General features: G+C 61.5%; 22 protein-coding genes. 10 read left to right on the top strand and 12 right to left on the bottom strand.

Annotated elements, in window-relative coordinates; all coding sequences use genetic code 11:
- Positions 1-270: 270 nt before the first annotated feature.
- From rpsQ to rpsJ, 11 genes are read right to left on the bottom strand one after another with little or no spacing between them, the layout of a single operon-like run.
- Entirely contained in the window at positions 271-552 is a 282-nt protein-coding gene (gene rpsQ, locus FFI94_RS21095) for a 30S ribosomal protein S17 (RefSeq protein ID WP_003941020.1), read from the bottom strand.
- Positions 549-785 carry a 50S ribosomal protein L29 gene (gene rpmC / locus FFI94_RS21100; protein ID WP_033231375.1) on the bottom strand — a complete coding sequence of 79 codons (237 nt, stop codon included), beginning with the start codon at positions 783-785 and terminating at the stop codon, positions 549-551. Before rpmC ends, rpsQ begins: the two co-directional genes overlap by 4 nt.
- Entirely contained in the window at positions 785-1,201 is a 417-nt protein-coding gene (gene rplP / locus FFI94_RS21105) for a 50S ribosomal protein L16 (protein ID WP_003940899.1), read from the bottom strand. Before rplP ends, rpmC begins: the two co-directional genes overlap by 1 nt.
- Before the next feature lie 3 nt (positions 1,202-1,204).
- Positions 1,205-2,011 carry a 30S ribosomal protein S3 gene (rpsC, locus tag FFI94_RS21110; RefSeq protein WP_138869532.1) on the bottom strand — a complete coding sequence of 269 codons (807 nt, stop codon included), beginning with the start codon at positions 2,009-2,011 and terminating at the stop codon, positions 1,205-1,207.
- Positions 2,011-2,415 carry a 50S ribosomal protein L22 gene (gene rplV / locus FFI94_RS21115; RefSeq protein WP_033231377.1) on the bottom strand — a complete coding sequence of 135 codons (405 nt, stop codon included), beginning with the start codon at positions 2,413-2,415 and terminating at the stop codon, positions 2,011-2,013. Before rplV ends, rpsC begins: the two co-directional genes overlap by 1 nt.
- On the bottom strand, positions 2,412-2,693 hold the full coding sequence (rpsS, locus tag FFI94_RS21120; protein ID WP_003940820.1) for a 30S ribosomal protein S19: 282 nt from the start codon (positions 2,691-2,693) through the stop codon (positions 2,412-2,414). The genes rplV and rpsS overlap by 4 nt, the downstream gene beginning before the upstream one ends.
- Positions 2,694-2,706: 13 nt before the next feature.
- Complete coding sequence (gene rplB / locus FFI94_RS21125; RefSeq protein WP_033231378.1) at positions 2,707-3,543, bottom strand: 50S ribosomal protein L2; 837 nt, start codon at positions 3,541-3,543, stop codon at positions 2,707-2,709.
- A 39-nt stretch (positions 3,544-3,582) separates the two neighbouring features.
- Positions 3,583-3,888, bottom strand: a complete 306-nt coding sequence (gene rplW, locus FFI94_RS21130) for a 50S ribosomal protein L23 (RefSeq protein WP_033231379.1) — start codon at positions 3,886-3,888, stop codon at positions 3,583-3,585.
- Complete coding sequence (gene rplD / locus FFI94_RS21135; protein ID WP_033231380.1) at positions 3,885-4,565, bottom strand: 50S ribosomal protein L4; 681 nt, start codon at positions 4,563-4,565, stop codon at positions 3,885-3,887. The genes rplW and rplD overlap by 4 nt, the downstream gene beginning before the upstream one ends.
- Positions 4,562-5,218 (bottom strand): 50S ribosomal protein L3, encoded by a 657-nt coding sequence (gene rplC / locus FFI94_RS21140; RefSeq protein ID WP_138869533.1) that lies wholly within the window; start codon positions 5,216-5,218, stop codon positions 4,562-4,564. The genes rplD and rplC overlap by 4 nt, the downstream gene beginning before the upstream one ends.
- Positions 5,219-5,235: 17 nt before the next feature.
- The gene (gene rpsJ / locus FFI94_RS21145; protein WP_003938093.1) at positions 5,236-5,541 is read right to left on the bottom strand and encodes a 30S ribosomal protein S10; all 306 of its coding nucleotides are present in this window, start codon (positions 5,539-5,541) and stop codon (positions 5,236-5,238) included.
- 502 nt (positions 5,542-6,043) lie between these two features.
- Here rpsJ and FFI94_RS21150 point away from each other — a divergent pair.
- From FFI94_RS21150 to FFI94_RS21170, 5 genes are all read left to right on the top strand, one after another.
- Entirely contained in the window at positions 6,044-6,532 is a 489-nt protein-coding gene (locus FFI94_RS21150) for a hotdog fold domain-containing protein (RefSeq protein WP_138869534.1), read from the top strand.
- Positions 6,533-6,762: 230 nt separating this feature from the next.
- Complete coding sequence (locus tag FFI94_RS21155; RefSeq protein ID WP_260684227.1) at positions 6,763-7,176, top strand: chorismate mutase family protein; 414 nt, start codon at positions 6,763-6,765, stop codon at positions 7,174-7,176.
- Positions 7,173-9,272, top strand: coding sequence for an aminodeoxychorismate synthase component I (pabB, locus tag FFI94_RS21160; RefSeq protein ID WP_138869536.1), 2,100 nt, complete (start codon positions 7,173-7,175; stop codon positions 9,270-9,272). Before FFI94_RS21155 ends, pabB begins: the two co-directional genes overlap by 4 nt.
- A gap of 6 nt (positions 9,273-9,278) precedes the next feature.
- Positions 9,279-10,163, top strand: a complete 885-nt coding sequence (locus FFI94_RS21165; RefSeq protein ID WP_138869537.1) for a prephenate dehydrogenase dimerization domain-containing protein — start codon at positions 9,279-9,281, stop codon at positions 10,161-10,163.
- A gap of 9 nt (positions 10,164-10,172) precedes the next feature.
- Positions 10,173-11,123, top strand: a complete 951-nt coding sequence (locus FFI94_RS21170; RefSeq protein ID WP_138869538.1) for a diiron oxygenase — start codon at positions 10,173-10,175, stop codon at positions 11,121-11,123.
- 3 nt (positions 11,124-11,126) lie between these two features.
- Here FFI94_RS21170 and FFI94_RS21175 read toward each other — a convergent pair whose 3' ends face one another.
- Positions 11,127-11,987, bottom strand: coding sequence for a glycosyltransferase family 2 protein (locus FFI94_RS21175; protein ID WP_138869539.1), 861 nt, complete (start codon positions 11,985-11,987; stop codon positions 11,127-11,129).
- A gap of 335 nt (positions 11,988-12,322) precedes the next feature.
- Here FFI94_RS21175 and FFI94_RS21180 point away from each other — a divergent pair, with 335 nt between their 5' ends.
- The 5 genes from FFI94_RS21180 (at position 12,323) to FFI94_RS21200 (ending at position 18,063) form a co-directional block, all read left to right on the top strand.
- The gene (locus FFI94_RS21180; RefSeq protein WP_138869540.1) at positions 12,323-13,312 is read left to right on the top strand and encodes an ATP-binding cassette domain-containing protein; all 990 of its coding nucleotides are present in this window, start codon (positions 12,323-12,325) and stop codon (positions 13,310-13,312) included.
- A 29-nt stretch (positions 13,313-13,341) separates the two neighbouring features.
- Positions 13,342-14,172: an ABC transporter permease gene (locus FFI94_RS21185; RefSeq protein WP_397495576.1), complete on the top strand. Its 831-nt coding sequence runs from the start codon at positions 13,342-13,344 to the stop codon at positions 14,170-14,172.
- The gene (locus FFI94_RS21190; RefSeq protein WP_138869542.1) at positions 14,169-15,035 is read left to right on the top strand and encodes an ABC transporter permease; all 867 of its coding nucleotides are present in this window, start codon (positions 14,169-14,171) and stop codon (positions 15,033-15,035) included. The genes FFI94_RS21185 and FFI94_RS21190 overlap by 4 nt, the downstream gene beginning before the upstream one ends.
- Positions 15,036-15,169: 134 nt before the next feature.
- Positions 15,170-16,222 carry an alpha/beta hydrolase gene (locus tag FFI94_RS21195; RefSeq protein WP_397495479.1) on the top strand — a complete coding sequence of 351 codons (1,053 nt, stop codon included), beginning with the start codon at positions 15,170-15,172 and terminating at the stop codon, positions 16,220-16,222.
- A 143-nt stretch (positions 16,223-16,365) separates the two neighbouring features.
- Positions 16,366-18,063, top strand: a complete 1,698-nt coding sequence (locus FFI94_RS21200) for an amidase (protein ID WP_138869543.1) — start codon at positions 16,366-16,368, stop codon at positions 18,061-18,063.
- Positions 18,064-18,069 lie beyond the last annotated feature (6 nt).

The following is an 18,069-nucleotide window of genomic DNA, read 5'->3' on the forward strand; positions in this document are numbered from 1 at the left end:
TCATTGTTGCCACCTGCGTCGTGTCTGAGCTGCTGCCTCACCGAAATTCATCGGCAAGACGATCACTGCAAGCACCGGTCGAGCTGCGCACGTGAAGACACACCTCTGCCACAGGCAACCGTTCTATTGTAGGGAACCGCACTCCGATTACCAAATCAGCGGCCACCTTGCCCATTGCAGCCCTTTCGCACCAAAAGCCGAATGGCCCACTCCCCCAAGGGGAAGCGGGCCATTCGGTGGTTCTCGATCAGCTCGAGGTTTCAATCAGGCTTACTTGGCCTTTTCGAGGACCTCGACCAGACGCCAGTGCTTCGTCGCGGACAGCGGACGGGTTTCCATCAGCTGAACGCGGTCGCCGACGCCGGCAACGCCGTTCTCGTCATGCGCCTTCACCTTGGTCGTACGGCGGATGATCTTGCCGTAGAGCTTGTGCTTGACGCGGTCTTCGAGCTCGACCACGATCGTCTTTTCCATCTTGTCGGAAACTACGTATCCGACACGGACCTTACGGCTCGCGCGCTCTTCTGTGCTCACTGCTTTTTCCTCACTCATGCCGCGTCACCTGCATCCGGACCCACAGCGAGTCCGAGCTCACGCTCACGCAGGACGGTGTAGATGCGCGCGATCTCGTGACGAACGGTGCGCAGTCGTCGGTTGTTGTCCATCTGGCCTGTGGCCATCTGGAAACGAAGGTTGAAAAGTTCTTCCTTCGCTTCGCGGAGCCGGGTGACCAGCTCGTCTTCACTGAGCTCGCGGAGCTCTGCTGCTGGGGTTCCAGTAGCCATCAGAACTGCTCCTCTCTGGTCACGATCCGGCACTTGCACGGGAGCTTGTGCATCGCGCGGCGCAGTGCCTCACGAGCGATCTCCTCGTTGGGGTATGTCATCTCGAACAGAACGCGTCCGGGCTTGACGTTGGCAATCCACCACTCGGGCGAACCCTTACCGGAACCCATTCGGGTTTCGGCCGGCTTCTTCGTGAGGGGGCGATCCGGGAAGATGTTGATCCAGATCTTGCCGCCACGCTTGATGTGCCGAGTCATGGCGATACGAGCGGACTCGATCTGCCGGTTGGTGATGTAGGCAGGCTCGAGAGCCTGGATGCCGTAGTCACCGAATGTCACCTGGGTACCGCCCTTGGCGGCACCCGAACGGCTCGGGTGGTGCTGCTTGCGGTGCTTGACCCGCCTAGGGATCAACATGCGTCAGCCCTCCTGATTCTGATCAGTAGCGGGAGCATCGGCGGTTGCGGTCGCTGCGCGGCCGGCCTCGGTGCTAGTCGCGGTGGTGCCGGTTGCGCCGGAACGACGGGGACGGCTCGGACGCTCGCGGCGCGGGCGATCCCCGGCCGGAGCGGCGGTGCTGGCTGCGAGCTCACGCTTGCCGCCAACGATGTCGCCCTTGTAGATCCAGACCTTGACGCCGATGCGACCGAAGGTGGTCTTGGCCTCGTAGAGGCCGTAGTCGATGTCCGCACGAAGCGTGTGCAGCGGCACACGGCCTTCGCGGTAGAACTCAGACCGGGACATCTCGGCGCCGCCGAGACGACCGGAGCACTGAACGCGAATTCCCTTGACGTTCGGCTGACGCATGGCCGACTGAATGGCCTTGCGCATTGCACGACGGAAAGCGACGCGGTTCGAGAGCTGCTCGGCCACACCCTGTGCGACGAGCTGTGCTTCAGCTTCTGCGTTCTTGACCTCGAGGATGTTCAGCTGAACCTGCTTGCCGGTCAGCTTCTCGAGCTCGGAGCGGATGCGATCGGCTTCGGCGCCGCGGCGGCCGATGACGATGCCCGGACGTGCCGTGTGGATGTCCACGCGAACACGGTCACGGGTGCGCTCGATCTCGACCTTCGCGATTCCCGCGCGCTCCATGCCGGTGGCGAGGAGCTTACGGATCGCGACGTCTTCCTTGACGTACTCCGCGTACTGCTTGTCTGCGTACCAGCGAGACTTCCAGTCGGTGGTGATGCCGAGACGGAAGCCGTGCGGGTTGATTTTCTGGCCCACTACTGAGCACTTCCCTTCCGGCGATTACGGGTCGATGTTCCGGACTTCGGCAGGCTCTCCACGATCACGGTGATGTGACTGGTGCGCTTGCGAATACGGAACGCACGTCCCTGTGCACGCGGCTGGAACCGCTTGAGGGTCGCGCCCTCGTCCACGAACGCCGTCGCGACGACAAGCGTGCTCGGGTCGAGGTCGAGGTTGTTCTCGGCGTTGGCTGCTGCGGAGGCGATCACCTTGGCGACCGGCTCGCTCGCTGCCTGCGGCGCGAACTTCAGAATGTTCAGGGCGTCTTCAACCGAGCGCCCGCGGACCAGGTCCACAACACGACGTGCCTTCATCGGTGTAACGCGCACGTGGCGCGCTACTGCCTTGGCAGTCGGGTTGGCGGTTTCGGTGTTGCTCATCGCCTCTTCGCCTTCCGATCATCCTTGATGTGACCCTTGAACGTACGGGTCGGTGCAAACTCTCCGAGCTTGTGTCCGACCATAGAGTCGGAAACGAACACGGGGACATGCTTACGGCCGTCGTGAACCGCAAACGTGTGGCCGATGAAGTCCGGGATGATGGTCGAACGACGGGACCAGGTCTTGATGACCTGCTTGGTTCCCTTTTCGTTCTGTACATCCACCTTCGCGAGGAGGTGGTCATCGACGAACGGGCCCTTCTTAAGGCTGCGTGGCATCCTTCACTCCCTCCTAGCGCTTGTTCTTGCCGGTACGGCGGCGACGAACAATCATCTTGTCGCTTGCCTTGTTCTTGCGGGTACGGCCTTCCGGCTTACCCCACGGGCTGACCGGGTGGCGACCACCGGAGGTCTTGCCCTCGCCGCCACCATGCGGGTGGTCGACCGGGTTCATCACGACACCACGAACGGTCGGGCGCTTGCCCTTCCAACGCATACGGCCGGCCTTGCCCCAGTTGATGTTCGACTGCTCGGCGTTGCCGACCTCGCCGACGGATGCGCGGCAGCGCACGTCGACGCGACGGATTTCACCGGACGGCATACGCAGCGTTGCGTAGGAGCCTTCCTTACCGAGGAGCTGGATGCTGGCACCTGCGGAACGGGCCATCTTGGCTCCGCCGCCGGGACGCAGTTCCACACCGTGGATGGTGGTACCAGTCGGGATGTTGCGCAGCGGCAGGTTGTTGCCCGGCTTGATGTCGGCGCCTGCACCGGACTCGATCGGTGAACCCTGCACCAGGCCCTTGGGGGCGATGATGTAGCGCTTCTCACCGTCTGCGTAATGCAGGAGTGCGATGTTTGCTGTGCGGTTGGGGTCGTACTCGATGTGAGCGACCTTGGCCGGGATTCCGTCCTTGTCGTTGCGACGGAAATCGATCAGTCGGTAGGCGCGCTTGTGTCCGCCGCCCTTGTGACGGGTGGTGATACGACCGTGTGCGTTACGGCCACCACGGCCGTGCAGCGGGCGAACCAGCGACTTCTCGGGGGTCGACCGAGTGATCTCGGCGAAGTCCGAGACGCTCGAGCCACGACGGCCCGGTGTTGTCGGCTTGTACTTACGGATTGCCATGAGTCTTCTCGTCCTCTATGTCTCGTCAAGTCCCGGCGCTTACGCGACCGGTCCTCCGAAGATCTCGATGGGCTTGCTGTCGGCGGCGAGAGTCACGAGAGCGCGCTTGGTGTTCTTGCGCTTTCCGTAACCGAACTTCGTCCGCTTACGCTTGCCCTGACGGTTGGCGGTGTTGACGCTGGTCACAGTGACACCGAAGACCTTCTCGACGGCAATCTTGATCTGCGTCTTGTTCGAGTCCGGGTGCACCAGGAAGGTGTAGGTGCCTTCCTCGATCAGTCCGTAGGACTTCTCGGAGATGACCGGTGCCAGCAGGATGTCGCGGGGGTCAGCGATGGTCGTCACTTGGCCTCCTCCTTGTTCTCTTCCTGGGCGGTCTCGGCGGGCCCGTGGATGAACGCGTTGAGCGCCTCGACGCTGAACACGACGTCATCCGCATTGAGCACGTCGTAGGTGTTGAGCTGGTCGGGTGCAATGGGATGCACGCCTTCCAGGTTCTGCACGCTCTTCCAAGCGGCTACGTCCTGGCGACCCACGACGAGCAGCAGCTTCTTGCGATCCGAGATCTCGCCGAGGAACGCGATTGCGTTCTTGGTCGAAGGCGTCTGCCCTGCAACCAGTTCGGTGATGACGTGGATGCGCTCGTTGCGTGCGCGGTCAGAGAGGGCTCCGCGGAGAGCGGCTGCCTTCATCTTCTTGGGGGTGCGCTGGCTGTAGTCACGCGGCTGCGGGCCGTGAACGGTTCCACCACCGACGAACTGAGGTGCGCGAGTCGAGCCCTGGCGTGCGCGGCCGGTGCCCTTCTGGCGGTACGGCTTCTTGCCACCGCCGCGGACTTCACCGCGGGTCTTGGTGGAGTGGGTTCCCTGACGAGCAGCGGCGAGCTGCGCGACGACAACCTGATGCAGAAGCGCGATGTTGGCCGGAGCGTCGAAGATCTCAGCGGGGAGATCGACGGTGCCGTTGGTCTTGCCGCCGGCGACCTTGACGTCCAGGGTCAACTTGGTCTCGGTGCTGGTCATGCTCGTGCACCACCCTTCACTGCACTCTTGACGATCACGAGGCCGCCCTTGCGGCCGGGGATCGCACCCTTGATCAGCAGCAGGCCGTTCTCGGCGTCCACCTTGTGGACCGAGAGGTTCTGCGTCGTGATGCGGTCGCTACCCATGCGTCCGGACATGCGCATGCCCTTGAACACGCGGCCGGGAGTTGCACAGCCGCCGATGGAGCCGGGGCGACGGTGAACGGCCTGGGTACCGTGCGATGCACCCTGTCCCTTGAAGCCGTGACGCTTCATGGTTCCGGCGAATCCCTTACCCTTGCTGGTTCCGGTGACGTCGACGAATGCGCCGTCCTCGAAAACCTCAGCGGTGAGTTCCTGGCCGACCTCGTAGTCGGAGGCATCCGCAACGCGGAGCTCGACGACGTGGCGACGCGGGGTCACACCAGCCTTGGAGAACTGGCCGGAGACCGGCTTGTTCACCTTGCGCGGGTCGATTGCGCCGAACGCGAGCTGAACAGCCGTGTAGCCGTCACGCTCTTCGGTACGAATCTGGGTTACGACGTTCGGCCCAGCCTTGACGACGGTGACCGGGACAACCCGGTTGTTCTCGTCGAAGACCTGGGTCATGCCGAGCTTGGTGCCCAGGATTCCCTTGATCTTGGTATCAGTCATTGTTTTTGTCTCCGCCGTCACTGAATGTTCACGTCGACACTGGCCGGAAGGTCGATGCGCATGAGCGCGTCAACCGTCTTCGGCGTCGGGTCGAGAATGTCGATCAGCCGCTTGTGAGTACGCATCTCGAAGTGCTCGCGCGAGTCCTTGTACTTGTGCGGCGAGCGGATGACGCAATATACGTTCTTCTCGGTCGGCAACGGCACAGGTCCAACGACGCGGGCACCCGTACGGGTTACCGTCTCGACGATCTTGCGCGCTGACGCGTCGATCGCCTCGTGGTCGTAGGCCTTGAGCCTGATGCGGATCTTTTGTCCCGCCACGCTTAGTGTCCTTTTCTTGCCGCGTTTCGTAGCCCACCTGGTCAGGCTCGAGCTACCTCGTCTGCACAGTCCTTGCCTGGACGATGACACGACGAACACTTAAGCGATCGGGACGTATCCAGATCCGCTGCCGCTGTTCGTTTGTCATTGTTCTCCGGTACACGCGGTCGGGCGTGTCGCTCTCTCACTCATCCTGCGCCGATGATCTTTCGACCATCTGGCGCGTGATGTGTACCGGACGTGTTCGAAGTCGAACACAAAGTAGGTACTGCTTCCGTCTTGCTTTACATCTCGTCTTACTTGGCCACGATCACCGCCGGGTTACCCCAACTTGATGTTCGTGACGTCTTCACCCTTGACTGCTCTTGGCCGCAAACGACCCAGTCCCAGACAAGGCAACCCGACTAGTATGCCGTAGGCGTGCGAATTACTCAACTCCGGGCGCTCACGTTCTGATCGTGATGTGGGCGACAACGATCTTACTCCCAAGTAAGGTTGGATCATGACTTCGAGCACGAGTACAACGACTCCCACCTATCGCGCCTGGCAGAAGCTCCCGGACAACACTTTCGGGCAGGCCGTCTTCTCGCTGGCCATGTCGGTTCGCGTTCCCTACTTCGCATCCATTCTCCCCCGCGTCACAACATTGGAACCTGGCCTGTGCGAGGTGCGTGCCCCGAAGTGGTGGGGCGTACACAATCATCTCGGCACTTTCCACGCGATTGCGGCATGCAACCTGGCCGAGGTCGCGATGGGGATGTTGTGCGAAGCCACGGTCCCCGGCACCCACCGATGGATTCCGAAATCGATGAACGTGGAGTACCTGGCCAAGGCAGAAACCGGACTCCGCGCCGTGGCTCGACTTTCGTCCGTGCCCGATTTCGACGCCATCTCCACCGGCACCGAATTGGTCGTGCCGATCACGATCGTCGATCGCGCCGGCAAGGAAGTTGTCCGCGCCGAGATCACCACCTGGGTGACGAAGAAGTAACAACGGGGCCTAATGCCTCTGGGTAACAGGATGATTCACGAACCTCGACTTCGTCCACGACAGCCAGAAGCGGCCTTTCACGGCAAAGAACATCCGGGTTTCGAGTCGCAGGATTGGTGGAACACCTTCCCGAACGGCGATGATCGGTCGGGGTACCGGTAGCTGGCGCCTACTGAACGCGTCGGCCGCTGGTGGGCGTCGCCTCCGAGAGCGCAGCAGCAGGAGGCACCGTGGCAGACTTCCAGCACTCGACCGGCACCGGCGCGCACAGGGAGATCGCGCGTACCGAAACTCACGATCGCAGCCCCGGGGACGACCTCGAGAAGTTCAGACGCCAACTCGATGCCATCGACGCCACCCTGCTGGAGACCGTGCGTGAGCGACTCCTGTTGTGCCTGGAAATCGGCGAGTGGAAGCGGTCTAGTCACGTTCCGATGATGCAGCCGTCTCGGGTGCATGTCGTTCAGGAACGGGCGCGTCAATTTGCTCGCCAGCACGACCTGTCACCTGAGTTCTTCAGCTCGCTCTACGAGCTGCTGATCGCTGAAACTTGCCGGCTCGAGGACCTGGTGATCGACGGGTCCGAAGCAAACGTGGAAAATGTGCGGGAATCAGTCGGCCGGAGATCAGGATTAACGAGATGAGTTCCCACACGCTCCTCGTGGACAATTACGACTCGTTCACGTACAACCTTTTTACCCTGTTGACCAAGGTCAACGGCATCGTGCCCACCGTCGTAACCAATGACGCCGAGTGGGATTCCCTCGATCTTGCCGAGTTCGACAATGTGGTGATCTCACCTGGGCCGGGACGCCCTGATCGGGAACGCGATTTCGGGATCAGTCGCAGGTTCATCGAGGAAGGTCCCCTCCCCCTGCTCGGTGTATGCCTCGGGCATCAAGGCTTGTGTCAACTGTTCGGCGCAGATGTCGTCCTGGCACCGGAGCCCATGCACGGCCGTATTTCCCTGGTCGATCACGACGGGTCCGGAGTCTTCGCCGGCCTGCCCTCCCCGTTCCGTGCGGTCCGCTACCACTCACTGACCGTCGAAAATCTTCCCGACGCGTTTGTACGCACCGCCTGGACGTCGGACGGCGTGATCATGGGAGTCCGGCATCGAACGAAGCCGATGTGGGGCGTTCAGTTCCATCCCGAATCGATCAGCACCGAATTCGGGGTGGAACTGCTGACGAACTTCCGCGATCTGTCTGTCGGCCGAACTCTCGAGTCCGTGATGCGCCGCGATCCGACGCCACAGGCGCCGATCTGGCGGCCGGCGTCGTCGTACCAGGTCGACAAGGTTCGACTCGATTTTGCGGTGGATCCATCCGCCGCGTATGCCGCACTGTTTGCGGAAGGACCCAACGCGTATTGGCTCGACCGAGCCGCCACGTCGGAACCGGACGCGAGGTTCTCGATTCTGGGCGATTCGTCCGGCCCGCTGGCAGAGTTCATCACCTACGACGTCGACGCCGGAACTCTCACGGTGACCCGAGAGGGATTGCCAGACGAGCACATCCACGTCCCGTTCTTCGACTATCTCGAGGGGCAACTCGCGACGCGATACATTCCCCCAGATCCGGAGCTGGACTTCAATCTCGGATACGTCGGCTACCTCGGTTATGAGTTGAAGGCGCAAACCGGTGGCCACCGCGCGCACTCGTCCGACGCACCCGACGCGGCAATGGTTTTCGCGGATCGTGCGATCGTCATCGATCACACCGCCGGCCGAACCCATGTCTTGCGACTACGCGAGGCCCCCGTGCGTGAAACACAGCAGGCAGACGATCCCGACGATTGGCTTGCGCATGCCGTCGACGTTCTTGCCGCCGTCGGCGCCGCTGACGAGGAGCGAATCCCGGTTCCACTGATCAGCGAAACTGTATGGGCACAAGCACGTTTGCGTCACGACCGCGCTCGGTACCTGTCGTTGATCGAGGACGCACTCGAACAGATCCACGTCGGCGAATCGTACGAGGTGTGCCTGACCAATATGGCCGCTGTCGACGGGGCAATCGACTCCCTGCGCACGTTCGAGTATCTGCGCGCCATCAACCCCACGCCATACAGCGCGCTGCTCGACTTCACCGGAATTGCCGTCATCTCAGCCTCACCGGAACGGTTCCTACGAGTCGATTCCGACGGCAAGGTCGAGAGCAAACCGATCAAAGGCACTCGTCCGCGTGGCGTCACTCGGGCGCGGGACGCGGCACTGCGGCAAGACCTCCTCGACAGCGAGAAGGACCGCGCGGAAAACCTGATGATCGTCGATCTCACCCGAAACGACCTGGCGAAGGTCTGCGTCCCGGGAAGTGTCCACGTGCCACGGTTGTTCGGGATCGAATCGTATTCGTCCGTTCACCAGATGGTCTCGACAGTGCGCGGAAAACTGCGCGGCGATTCGTCAGCGGTCGACTGCGTTCGAGCGGCGTTCCCCGGCGGGTCGATGACAGGTGCGCCGAAAGTCCGCACGATGGAAATCATCGACCGACTCGAATCAGGTCCTCGCGGAGTGTATTCCGGCTCGATCGGATACTTTGCGCTCGGCGGCGCTGCCGATCTGTCGATCGTTATCCGCTCGCTTGTCTCGACGTCGTCCGGAGTGAGCTTCGGGATCGGCGGCGCTATCACCGCACTGTCGGACGCAGAAGAGGAATTCGACGAGACAACGGTCAAAGCGTCGACGATGCTCCGCGCCCTCGACGTGGCGCCGAGCCACCGGAAAGGCACAGGAAGGTAGCCCACGATGGCGGCGCGGGGTGATGTGATCGTGGTGGGTGGCGCCGGCGCGGTGGGATCCATGTTCGTCGACCTCCTGCGCGACGACGGCAGATCAGTGACGGTTCTGGACCGGACGCGCGGCAGCGATCTCATCGGCGACGTCTCCTGCCCCGACGGACCGATACTCGACGCACTCGCCCAGGCGGAACTGATAGTCCTGGCCGTCGCCGAGCAGACCGCGCTCGCAGCATTGCCGACACTGACGCGTGCCGCCCGCGCCGACACGCTGATCGTCGACACCTTGTCGGTCAAGTCCCGCATAGCCGTCGCCGTCGAGGAATCCGACCGCACGGGTGAATTCCTCGGACTCAACCCGATGTTCCGGCCTTCCCTCGGCCCACGCGGTCGTGCGGTCGTCGCGGTTCCTTACGTCGACGGCCCGCTGGGCCGCGAGTTCCTCGACGAGGTCCGATCATGGGGTGCGTCGACGCCCGTCATGGATCCGGACCGTCACGACCGTCTGGCCGCTGCCACCCAGGCCCTGACTCACGCTGCGGTGTTGGCTTTCGGTCTCGCGTTGGCGGAACTCGACGTGGCACCGGATCTGATGGCCGACGTCGGCCCGCCGCCGCATCGCACTCTCTCGGCGTTGCTTGCCCGAATCGTGGAGGGCGAGCCCGAGGTGTACTGGGATGTTCAATCGGGCAATCCCTATGCCGCGGCTGCCCGCAAAGCGCTGAGTGCTGCGGCAGCTTCGGTGGAGGTGGCCACAGGAAATTTCGACAGCTTTTCGAATCTCGTGGCGTCGGCGGGCGGCGCTCTGGGTAATCGGTCGGAAGACCTGAACGACTTGTGCAGAACGCTCTTCGAGGACATCAGCTCGCGAGAAGCCAAGCACGCCCCGGATTAGGAGGGATCGATGCGCAATCGAGTGGCACCGCCCGCGCTTCCCGGCTTCGACGCCGAGGATCCCGTCGAGAGCGCCATCGTGCGTCGACTTTCCGAGAATTGGCCGCGCCGCGCCGCCGTCAAGCGGCCCGAACCTGACTTGGACGATCTCTTCGACGAGACAAAACTCGACTATCCGGACTCGTTGTTGCCGTTCGCCGCGCACCCCGTGTACGTGGCATTGACACCGGAGCAACAAGGACGACTCCGCGCGTGGGCCTGGATTGCGTTCAACAAGAACGTCATGGATATCGAGCGGTCCGTGGTGAATCCGGGGTTCGAACTTCTGGCGGTGGACGCGTTCGATGTGGGATTCGGCGATTCAGTTGCGGTTGCTGTCAATCAGGCCATGGTCGACGAGCAGTACCACACGCTGATGCATCTCAACGCAAGTTCGTCGACCCGCCGCGGACGTGGATGGTCGCTGCCGACGAAGTCTCTCCCGGACGTTCTGACGGTGCGTGCTCGCGCCCGAGCACTGTCGGAGTGCCCGGACGAGCGTTCACGCGCAGTGGTCGCACTTGCGTACATGACCGTCGCCGAAATTTCGATCAGCTCATACCTCGACGTGATCATCGAAGGCGAAGACATTCAGCCGGTCAATCGTGCGACGGTCCGACTTCACAATCGCGACGAGCTCTGTCACGCGTCCATCGCGGACGCTCTCGCTGTGTCCGTGTTCGAGAATCTCGATTCGGATTCGCGTCGACGGTTCGTCGACGGAGCGGCCGATGCGATGACAGCATTTGCCGGCAACGATTTCGGCGCGTGGCGGGCGATCATGGATGCCGAGGGCATTGTCGGCGGTGACCGGATGATCGACGACGTCGAGCACTCCCCCGACTCCGCCTTACTCGTGCAGGACTTCAGTGGGATCAAGAAGTTGTACGACGCGCTTGGCGTCGACCGACCCGTGCCGTAAGGATCAGCTTCCTGATGCCTCGACGGGCATCTGGCGGGCGGCGGGCCTGAAGAACAATCGCTTCACCGACATTGTGTCGGCGCTCTTGTCGTACATGCGATATGCGGGCCACAGAACAGCGTGAAGTATCGAACTGCGGAAAATCATGAAACGCAGTCGACGGTTCATCGCACCGTGGTGTTTCAGTGTTGCGATCGATGCTTTGTTGTAAGAAAGAAATTCGATCGGACCGGTTTCTCCGCGGCGTCCGGACACTTCTGCGCGCATCGCAAGGTTCTGAACGATCTTCATTCCGTGTCCGAGAAGGCAGTACGACAGATCGACGTCTTCGTGGAAATCCTTACGATCACTGACGGAACCCTGCACGGCCAGCCACGCCGATTTCCGGATCGCCATATTCGACCCTGTCAGGGAGGGTGCGTCTTTCAATCCGCCGAGATTTCCGAGACTGTCCTGCTTTGCGACGGCTTTGCGCTGGGCGGTTGCAAACGGCGATTCGTAAAACAACGAGAACCCGGTGACAGCGTCGAATTCCGTATCCGTGAAAAGTTCATGTATCTCGCGAGCCCAGCCGGGCAATACCCGCGTATCGGCGTCTACTCTGCCGATCAATTCTCCTTGTGCCGCATTGAAACCGAGATCCCTGGCAAATACAACACCTTGCCGAGTTTCCACTAGATAGCGAATCTTCGACGACCGTCGTTCGAATTCTTTGATTATCTCCACTGTTCCATCGGTCGAGTTATTGTCTACGACCACTATCTCGAAGATATCGTCACCTTGCCGCAACAAGGATTCCAGGCAATCCGAAAGATATTCGTTTTCGTTGTAAACAGGAACAACAACCGACAGCTGGACACCCATGGACGGCACGCTATCACCAAGCGTGAGTTTCAATCGATGCAGTTAGGCATCGGACACGGAGTACAGAGTGTGCGATGCCACACAAGTTGGCCTCGGCCCAACTGCAGGCTTGCTCGCCCAGTCAGGCAAAAGCGCCGAATCACCCCGTCTGAGGCCAAAGTCGCATGTGTCACCTCCGGTAACATGCTCAGTGCGTTCGGAGATAGACAACCAAGGTTCCCGCAATCCGTGTGGGTTATCCGCGGCTGCGCCCTCCGGCCTCACTACTAGCCGGATCGGCACAACCAGGCCACCTAAGGTAGCCCCACCTTGTTCACGTAGACAGCGGAGAATTGATGCCCTTTCCCACGGACGCGGCCGTAGTCGTGGAGGACGTTCACAAGTCCTTCAAAGATGTCCACGCCCTGCGTGGTATCAACTTCCAGGCCCCCAAAGGATCGGTCCTCGGCATTCTCGGACCCAACGGTGCAGGCAAGACCACCACGGTCAAGGTGCTCTCGACGCTCATTCGTCCCGACAGTGGACGCGCGATGATCGCCGGATACGACGCGGTGCGCAATGCTCCGGAAGTTCGCCGTTCGATCATGATGACGGGGCAGTTCGCAGCACTCGACAATGCACTGACCGGTCGCGAGAACATCGAACTGTTTGCTCAGTTGATGGGCTTGGATCGTGCGTCGGCAAAGCAGCGGGCCGCTGATCTCCTGGAAGAGTTCGACCTGGTCGAAGCCGGCGCCCGGACGGTGGCCAACTACTCGGGCGGTATGCGTCGTCGCATCGACATCGCGTGTGGGCTTGTCGTTCGCCCCGAGGTCGTGTTCCTGGACGAACCGACCACCGGATTGGACCCGCGCAGCCGTCAGAGCGTATGGAATCTGGTTCAAACGCTGAAGGAACAAGGCATCACGGTTCTGCTGACAACGCAGTACCTCGAAGAAGCCGACCTTCTGAGCGACAACATCATCGTGATCGACAAGGGCTCGGTCATCGCCGAAGGAACCGCGGATCAGCTCAAGGCCCGGACCGGAGCGAGCTTCTGCGAGATCGTTCCCCTGTCGGCCGAGCTGCTCGGCCCCGCAGCCAACGCGCTGGGCAACCTACTTCCGCCGGACTTCCGTTTCGATCTAGCCAAGGACAACGGAAAGATCGCGATCCCGGCTCCCCGTGGTTCCGCAACCCTTGCCGAGGCCTTGCGCCGCCTCGATCACGCGAGAATTCCGCTTGCCGACATCGCGTTGCGTCGCCCGTCGCTCGACGATGTTTTCCTCTCGCTGACCGGACGCCCCCAGGCCGCCGAACCCGGTAAGGCCGGTGAGCCAGCGTGACCACGACGACCAAGTACCAAACCCCGAACCTGACGTTGCAGAAGACCGGTCGCCGCGAAATCTCGGTTCCGGCAGCCACGAGGGTAGGGCGTCACCGTCGTCCGAATCCGTCGGCACTCATGCAGTGGTGGGTTCTCACGGGTCGCACGTTGCGGGCTATGGTTCGACGCTACGAACTGGTCATCGCCGTCATCGCTCCGCTGATCTTCACGGTGGGCTTCTACTTGCCGTTGAAGTTCGTGATGCAGCTCCAAGGCATCGACTACGCGCAGTTCCTGATGCCGATCATCGTGCTGCAGGCCATGGCGTTCACGTCGATCTCGGCCGCGCAGATGTCGGCAAAAGAGAAGATCACCGGATTCAGCTCACGCATGCAGACCATGCCGGTGTACGGGCCTGTTCCCTTGCTGTCCCGGATGAGCAGCGGATTCGTCCGTTCAGTGGTGTCGTTGACGGCCGCACTCGTCTACGGACACGCGATCGGTTTTCGATTCACCGAGGGGCTCGGTCAGGCAGCGCTCTTCTGCGCCTTGGCCTTGGTATTCAGCACGTGCTTGTCGCTGGGCGCCGACGCGATCGGTTCGCTTTCGAAGAGTCCGCAGGCAACCAGCCAGGCGCTGACGCTTCCCCAGCTGATCCTGGGCATGCTCTCGTGTGGGTTTGCCCCCGAGACCGGTTTTCCCGAGTGGATCCGTCCCTTCGTGCGTAACCAACCTGTCTCACAGTTTTCCTTCGCGATGCGCGATCTCGCGCACGGTGGCGTCACGTGGAACACCATGTTCCCGGTTGTCATGTGGTCGTTGGGACTGCTGGTCGTCTGCGCTCCCCTTGCCTACTGGGCAAGCACAAGGCGGGCATGATGACCAGTATCGACAGAAGCGAACTCGACCACAGCGAGCCACGACGTGGTCGCACGCTCAACTTCCCGGAACCCAATGCAGCGTTTCCGGAAAACTCCGCAAAGGCTCTGTGGACTCACAGCCTGATTCAGGCTCGGCGTCTGCTCGTCAGTTGGGCGCGCGATCCGTCCACCGCGATCCAAGCGTTGCTGTACCCGGCTCTGACTCTCATCATGTTCCGAGTTGTCCTCGGAAACTCGATCAGCGCCGCCACCGGCCAGCCGAGTATCTACGGAACTGTTCCGCTGATCATTCTGGTCGGCGCGATGTTCGGTTCCATTGCGAGTGCTGTCGGGCTTCGGACCGAGAAGACCAGCGGACTGCTCAGCCGCTTCTGGACGCTTCCGGCACACCGCGCGTCGGGGTTGGTCGGTCGAATGATCGCCGAGGCCATCCGTGTCCTCGTGACGACCATCGTGATCATCGGAGTCGGATTCATCGCCGGTTTCCGGTTCAATCAAGGGCCCGTTGCCGCGATCGGAATGCTTCTTCTACCGATCGTGTTCGGTATCGGATTTGCCGTGATGGTGACGGCTCTCGCTACAGTGTCCGACAATCTTCCGCTCGTCGAAATCGTTTCCATCGGATGCACGCTGCTGATGTTCTTCAACAGTGGTTTTGTGCCCACGATGGCATATCCCGTCTGGTTGCAACCGGTGATCGCGGCCCAACCGATGTCGGTAGCGGTCGAAGCGATGCGAGGAATGTCGCTGGGTGGGCCCGTTCTCGAACCCGTCCTCAAGACATTTGCGTGGTCCTTCGGAATGATCGCAATATTCATATATCCGGCAATTCAGGGATACCGTCGGGCTGCATCGGACTAACGCCTGAATGAAATTTCGATCTACCGTGTCGGCGGCGCAGCGTAACGTATCCGACGGTCGGATCGACATATCCAATCGGGAAGCAAAGACCGTCGCTTTTTCCGAAAACCGTTTCAACCGAGAGGTAAGAAGTCTTGACGCGAAACACGAAACCAGCCTGGCGTCGCGCCACACAAGCCGGAGTTCTGGCAATCGCCTGCACATTGTTCACCGCCGGTATTGCGCAAGCCGCACCCGACAATTCAGGCAATTCCGCATCCGACGTGGCCGCGAACGGTTCGTACGTCAAGTCCGTGCAGAAGATCAACGACCGGCAACTCGTCGTCAATGTTTATGCTGCGTCGATGGACAAGGTGGTGCCCATTCAGGTCATCACGCCGGCCGATAATTCCGAACCGCGGCCCATTCTCTACCTCTTGAACGGTGCCGGCGGTGGCGAAGACTCCGCGACGTGGCAGCGCCAGACGGACGTCGTCGATTTCTTCAGTGACAAGAACGTCAATGTCGCGACCCCCGTGGGCGGACGCCTCTCCTATTACACGGATTGGGAGCAGGACGACCCGAAGGCCGGACGCAACAAGTGGTCGACCTTCCTCGGCGAGGAACTGCCGCCACTCCTGAACAAGGAACTGGGCAGCAACGGGGAACAGGCACTGTCCGCGATCTCGATGTCCGGTACGTCAGTTCTGAACCTGGCTATCGAGCACCCCGGACTGTACAACTCTGTTGCCGCGTACAGTGGCTGCGCTCAGACCAGTGACCCGCTCGGCCAGCAGTTCGTCAGAATCACCACCGAATGGATCGGTGGAGTCGACGACGTCACCAACATGTGGGGCCCGCTCGACGGTCAGGGCTGGCGCGATCACGATCCGCTGGTCAACGCCGAAAAGCTCCGCGGAACTCCGATCTACATGAGCACCGGCAACGGTCTTCCCGGCTTCCCGAACGACACGAGCCTCAACCCTCGCATGAATGACGGACGCGCAAATCTGGAGAACCAGATCATCGTCGGCGGCGTCATCGAAGCTGCAACCAACCTGTGCACCTCCAACATGGCCAAGCGCCTGTACGAGTTGAACATTCCGGCTGTGGTGGACTTCCGCCCGACAGGCACCCACTCGTGGGGCTACTGGCAGGACGATCTCCACAAGTCGTGGCCGTTCATCGCCGACTCGTTGAACGTCTGAGGCACAATCGCTTTTCAGCTGGATTGGCCGCTATCCCTCGGACTATGGGTTCGAAGGGATAGCGGCTCTTTCATTTGTCGACCACACACCCTGATCTACGACTGTGCCGACCAGCTGTCGCTACAAACCAGAAAGCAGCACTCGTGACCGCACGCATCTCCCGACGAGGCTTCCTCGGCACCGCAACAACACTCGGTATCGCCGGTGCGGCAGTCGGCATCTCTGCCCAGCCCGCATCTGCACAACCTGCTGCGGCCACGCCGATTCGTTCGACGCCTCGACACAGTCAATTACCGGCCCCTGGCACGATCGATGCGACCGACCCGGCACTGCTCAGCGCCACCGAAGCCGCCAGTCTGCTCCAGGATGGCATCCTTCATCCACGCGAGCTCCTCGACGCCTGTCTGACACGCAGTCACGAGTACGACGGCGGGATCGGTTCATGGATCCGGATCTATCCGGAAGTCGCGTACGACGCTGCCGACAAAGCGGCGCAACGACTCTCGAGCGCAGGGCGTACCAGTGCAGGTGAAGCGCCACCACTGGTCTGCGGACTCCCCCTCGCATTGAAGGACATGTTCGCAGTATCCGGATTGCCGGTCACCGCATCGAGTCGTGTCCTCGAAGGGAACATCGCTGCAGGAGACTCGACCGTCTGGCGTCGCCTGAGTGAAGCAGGCATGGTGTTGATGGGTCATGCACACTGCGACGAGTTCGCCATCGGTGTGGCGACGGCGCAAGTCGGAAACCCCTGGAACCCGGAGTACTCACCAGGTGGGTCGTCGGGCGGCAGTGCTGCGGTCCTCGCCGCCCGCTTCAGTCCTCTTGCAACAGGAACCGACACCGGCGGGTCACTCCGCCTTCCGGCAAGCGCTACGGGCATCACCTCTGTCAAACCGACTTTCGGGCGTTGCAGCACGTACGGAACGATCCCCCTCAATTGGACCCGCGACCATACCGGTCCCATGGCGCGAAGTGCGGCCGATGCGTCTTTGCTGCTCAGCTACATGGCCGGCGTGGACGCCAACGATCCCACCACGTCAGTCGGCCCGCCGGTTCCGGCCGAGGGGTATCCCGTGGCTGCTGAGGGCGGAAAGTCACCGCTCGCCGGCCGCCGATTCGGTATCCCGCGTAAAGGCGTCGACAAATTGCCGGGATCGTTGGGGACTCTGTTCGCCGAGTTCACAGACACTGTCGTCGCGCTCGGAGGCACGCTGATCGATGTGACGATGCCGACCTATCCGACGGGACTGCTGACCGGCGATATGGCCGAGGCGGGCAATTATCACCAACAGTTCGCCGACCGCATCGGGTTGTACAAACCGGAACGGGCACTCTTTGTCGGGCAGGCACTTGCATCGATGGCTGTTCCGGTTGCCGACTACATGACGTTGGCTCACAACAGGCTTCGCTACCAACACGAATACAACCACATGCTCTCCGAACACAATCTCGATGCCATTCTCGTACCCGGTGCCGGTGTCGACGGCAGTAAGCGCTCTGAGGTCGCGGGCATCGCACTGTTCGACGGTGTCACTGCCGATGTCGCGTGGGCCAACTACACCGGCGCTCCGGTTGTCACGACGCCCGCCGGAAGGTCGAAGGAGACCGGACTTCCTTTCGGCATCCAACTCGGAGGTCGCATGTGGGACGAAGCCGGCCTCATCCAGATTGCGCTGGAACTCCAAGCTGCCCAACCTTTTTGGCAGGAAGCTCCGCCCTTGGTCCGAAATGCGAGGGAGATCCCGACATCGGTGCTTGCCCAGCCCGGGCTCGGACCTGACCCGACAAACACGCAGAACGTCGGCTTATCGTTCAGATTTGTGCCGACGTCCTCTTAACGCTCC

The sequence above is a fragment of the Rhodococcus sp. KBS0724 genome, assembly GCF_005938745.2.
Classification (GTDB): domain Bacteria; phylum Actinomycetota; class Actinomycetes; order Mycobacteriales; family Mycobacteriaceae; genus Rhodococcus_F.

Excerpts from the sequence above, each read along its gene's own strand:
- rpsQ (WP_003941020.1), bottom strand. The coding sequence starts at position 552 with ATGAGTGAGGAAAAAGCAGTGAGCACAGAAGAGCGCGCGAGCCGTAAG.
- rpmC (WP_033231375.1), bottom strand. The coding sequence starts at position 785 with ATGGCTACTGGAACCCCAGCAGCAGAGCTCCGCGAGCTCAGTGAAGAC.
- rplP (WP_003940899.1), bottom strand. The coding sequence starts at position 1,201 with ATGTTGATCCCTAGGCGGGTCAAGCACCGCAAGCAGCACCACCCGAGC.
- rplV (WP_033231377.1), bottom strand. The coding sequence starts at position 2,415 with ATGAGCAACACCGAAACCGCCAACCCGACTGCCAAGGCAGTAGCGCGC.
- rpsS (WP_003940820.1), bottom strand. The coding sequence starts at position 2,693 with ATGCCACGCAGCCTTAAGAAGGGCCCGTTCGTCGATGACCACCTCCTC.
- rplB (WP_033231378.1), bottom strand. The coding sequence starts at position 3,543 with ATGGCAATCCGTAAGTACAAGCCGACAACACCGGGCCGTCGTGGCTCG.
- rplD (WP_033231380.1), bottom strand. The coding sequence starts at position 4,565 with ATGACCAGCACCGAGACCAAGTTGACCCTGGACGTCAAGGTCGCCGGC.
- rplC (WP_138869533.1), bottom strand. The coding sequence starts at position 5,218 with ATGACTGATACCAAGATCAAGGGAATCCTGGGCACCAAGCTCGGCATG.
- FFI94_RS21150 (WP_138869534.1), top strand. The coding sequence starts at position 6,044 with ATGACTTCGAGCACGAGTACAACGACTCCCACCTATCGCGCCTGGCAG.
- pabB (WP_138869536.1), top strand. The coding sequence starts at position 7,173 with ATGAGTTCCCACACGCTCCTCGTGGACAATTACGACTCGTTCACGTAC.
- FFI94_RS21165 (WP_138869537.1), top strand. The coding sequence starts at position 9,279 with ATGGCGGCGCGGGGTGATGTGATCGTGGTGGGTGGCGCCGGCGCGGTG.
- FFI94_RS21170 (WP_138869538.1), top strand. The coding sequence starts at position 10,173 with ATGCGCAATCGAGTGGCACCGCCCGCGCTTCCCGGCTTCGACGCCGAG.
- FFI94_RS21175 (WP_138869539.1), bottom strand. The coding sequence starts at position 11,987 with ATGGGTGTCCAGCTGTCGGTTGTTGTTCCTGTTTACAACGAAAACGAA.
- FFI94_RS21180 (WP_138869540.1), top strand. The coding sequence starts at position 12,323 with ATGCCCTTTCCCACGGACGCGGCCGTAGTCGTGGAGGACGTTCACAAG.
- FFI94_RS21190 (WP_138869542.1), top strand. The coding sequence starts at position 14,169 with ATGATGACCAGTATCGACAGAAGCGAACTCGACCACAGCGAGCCACGA.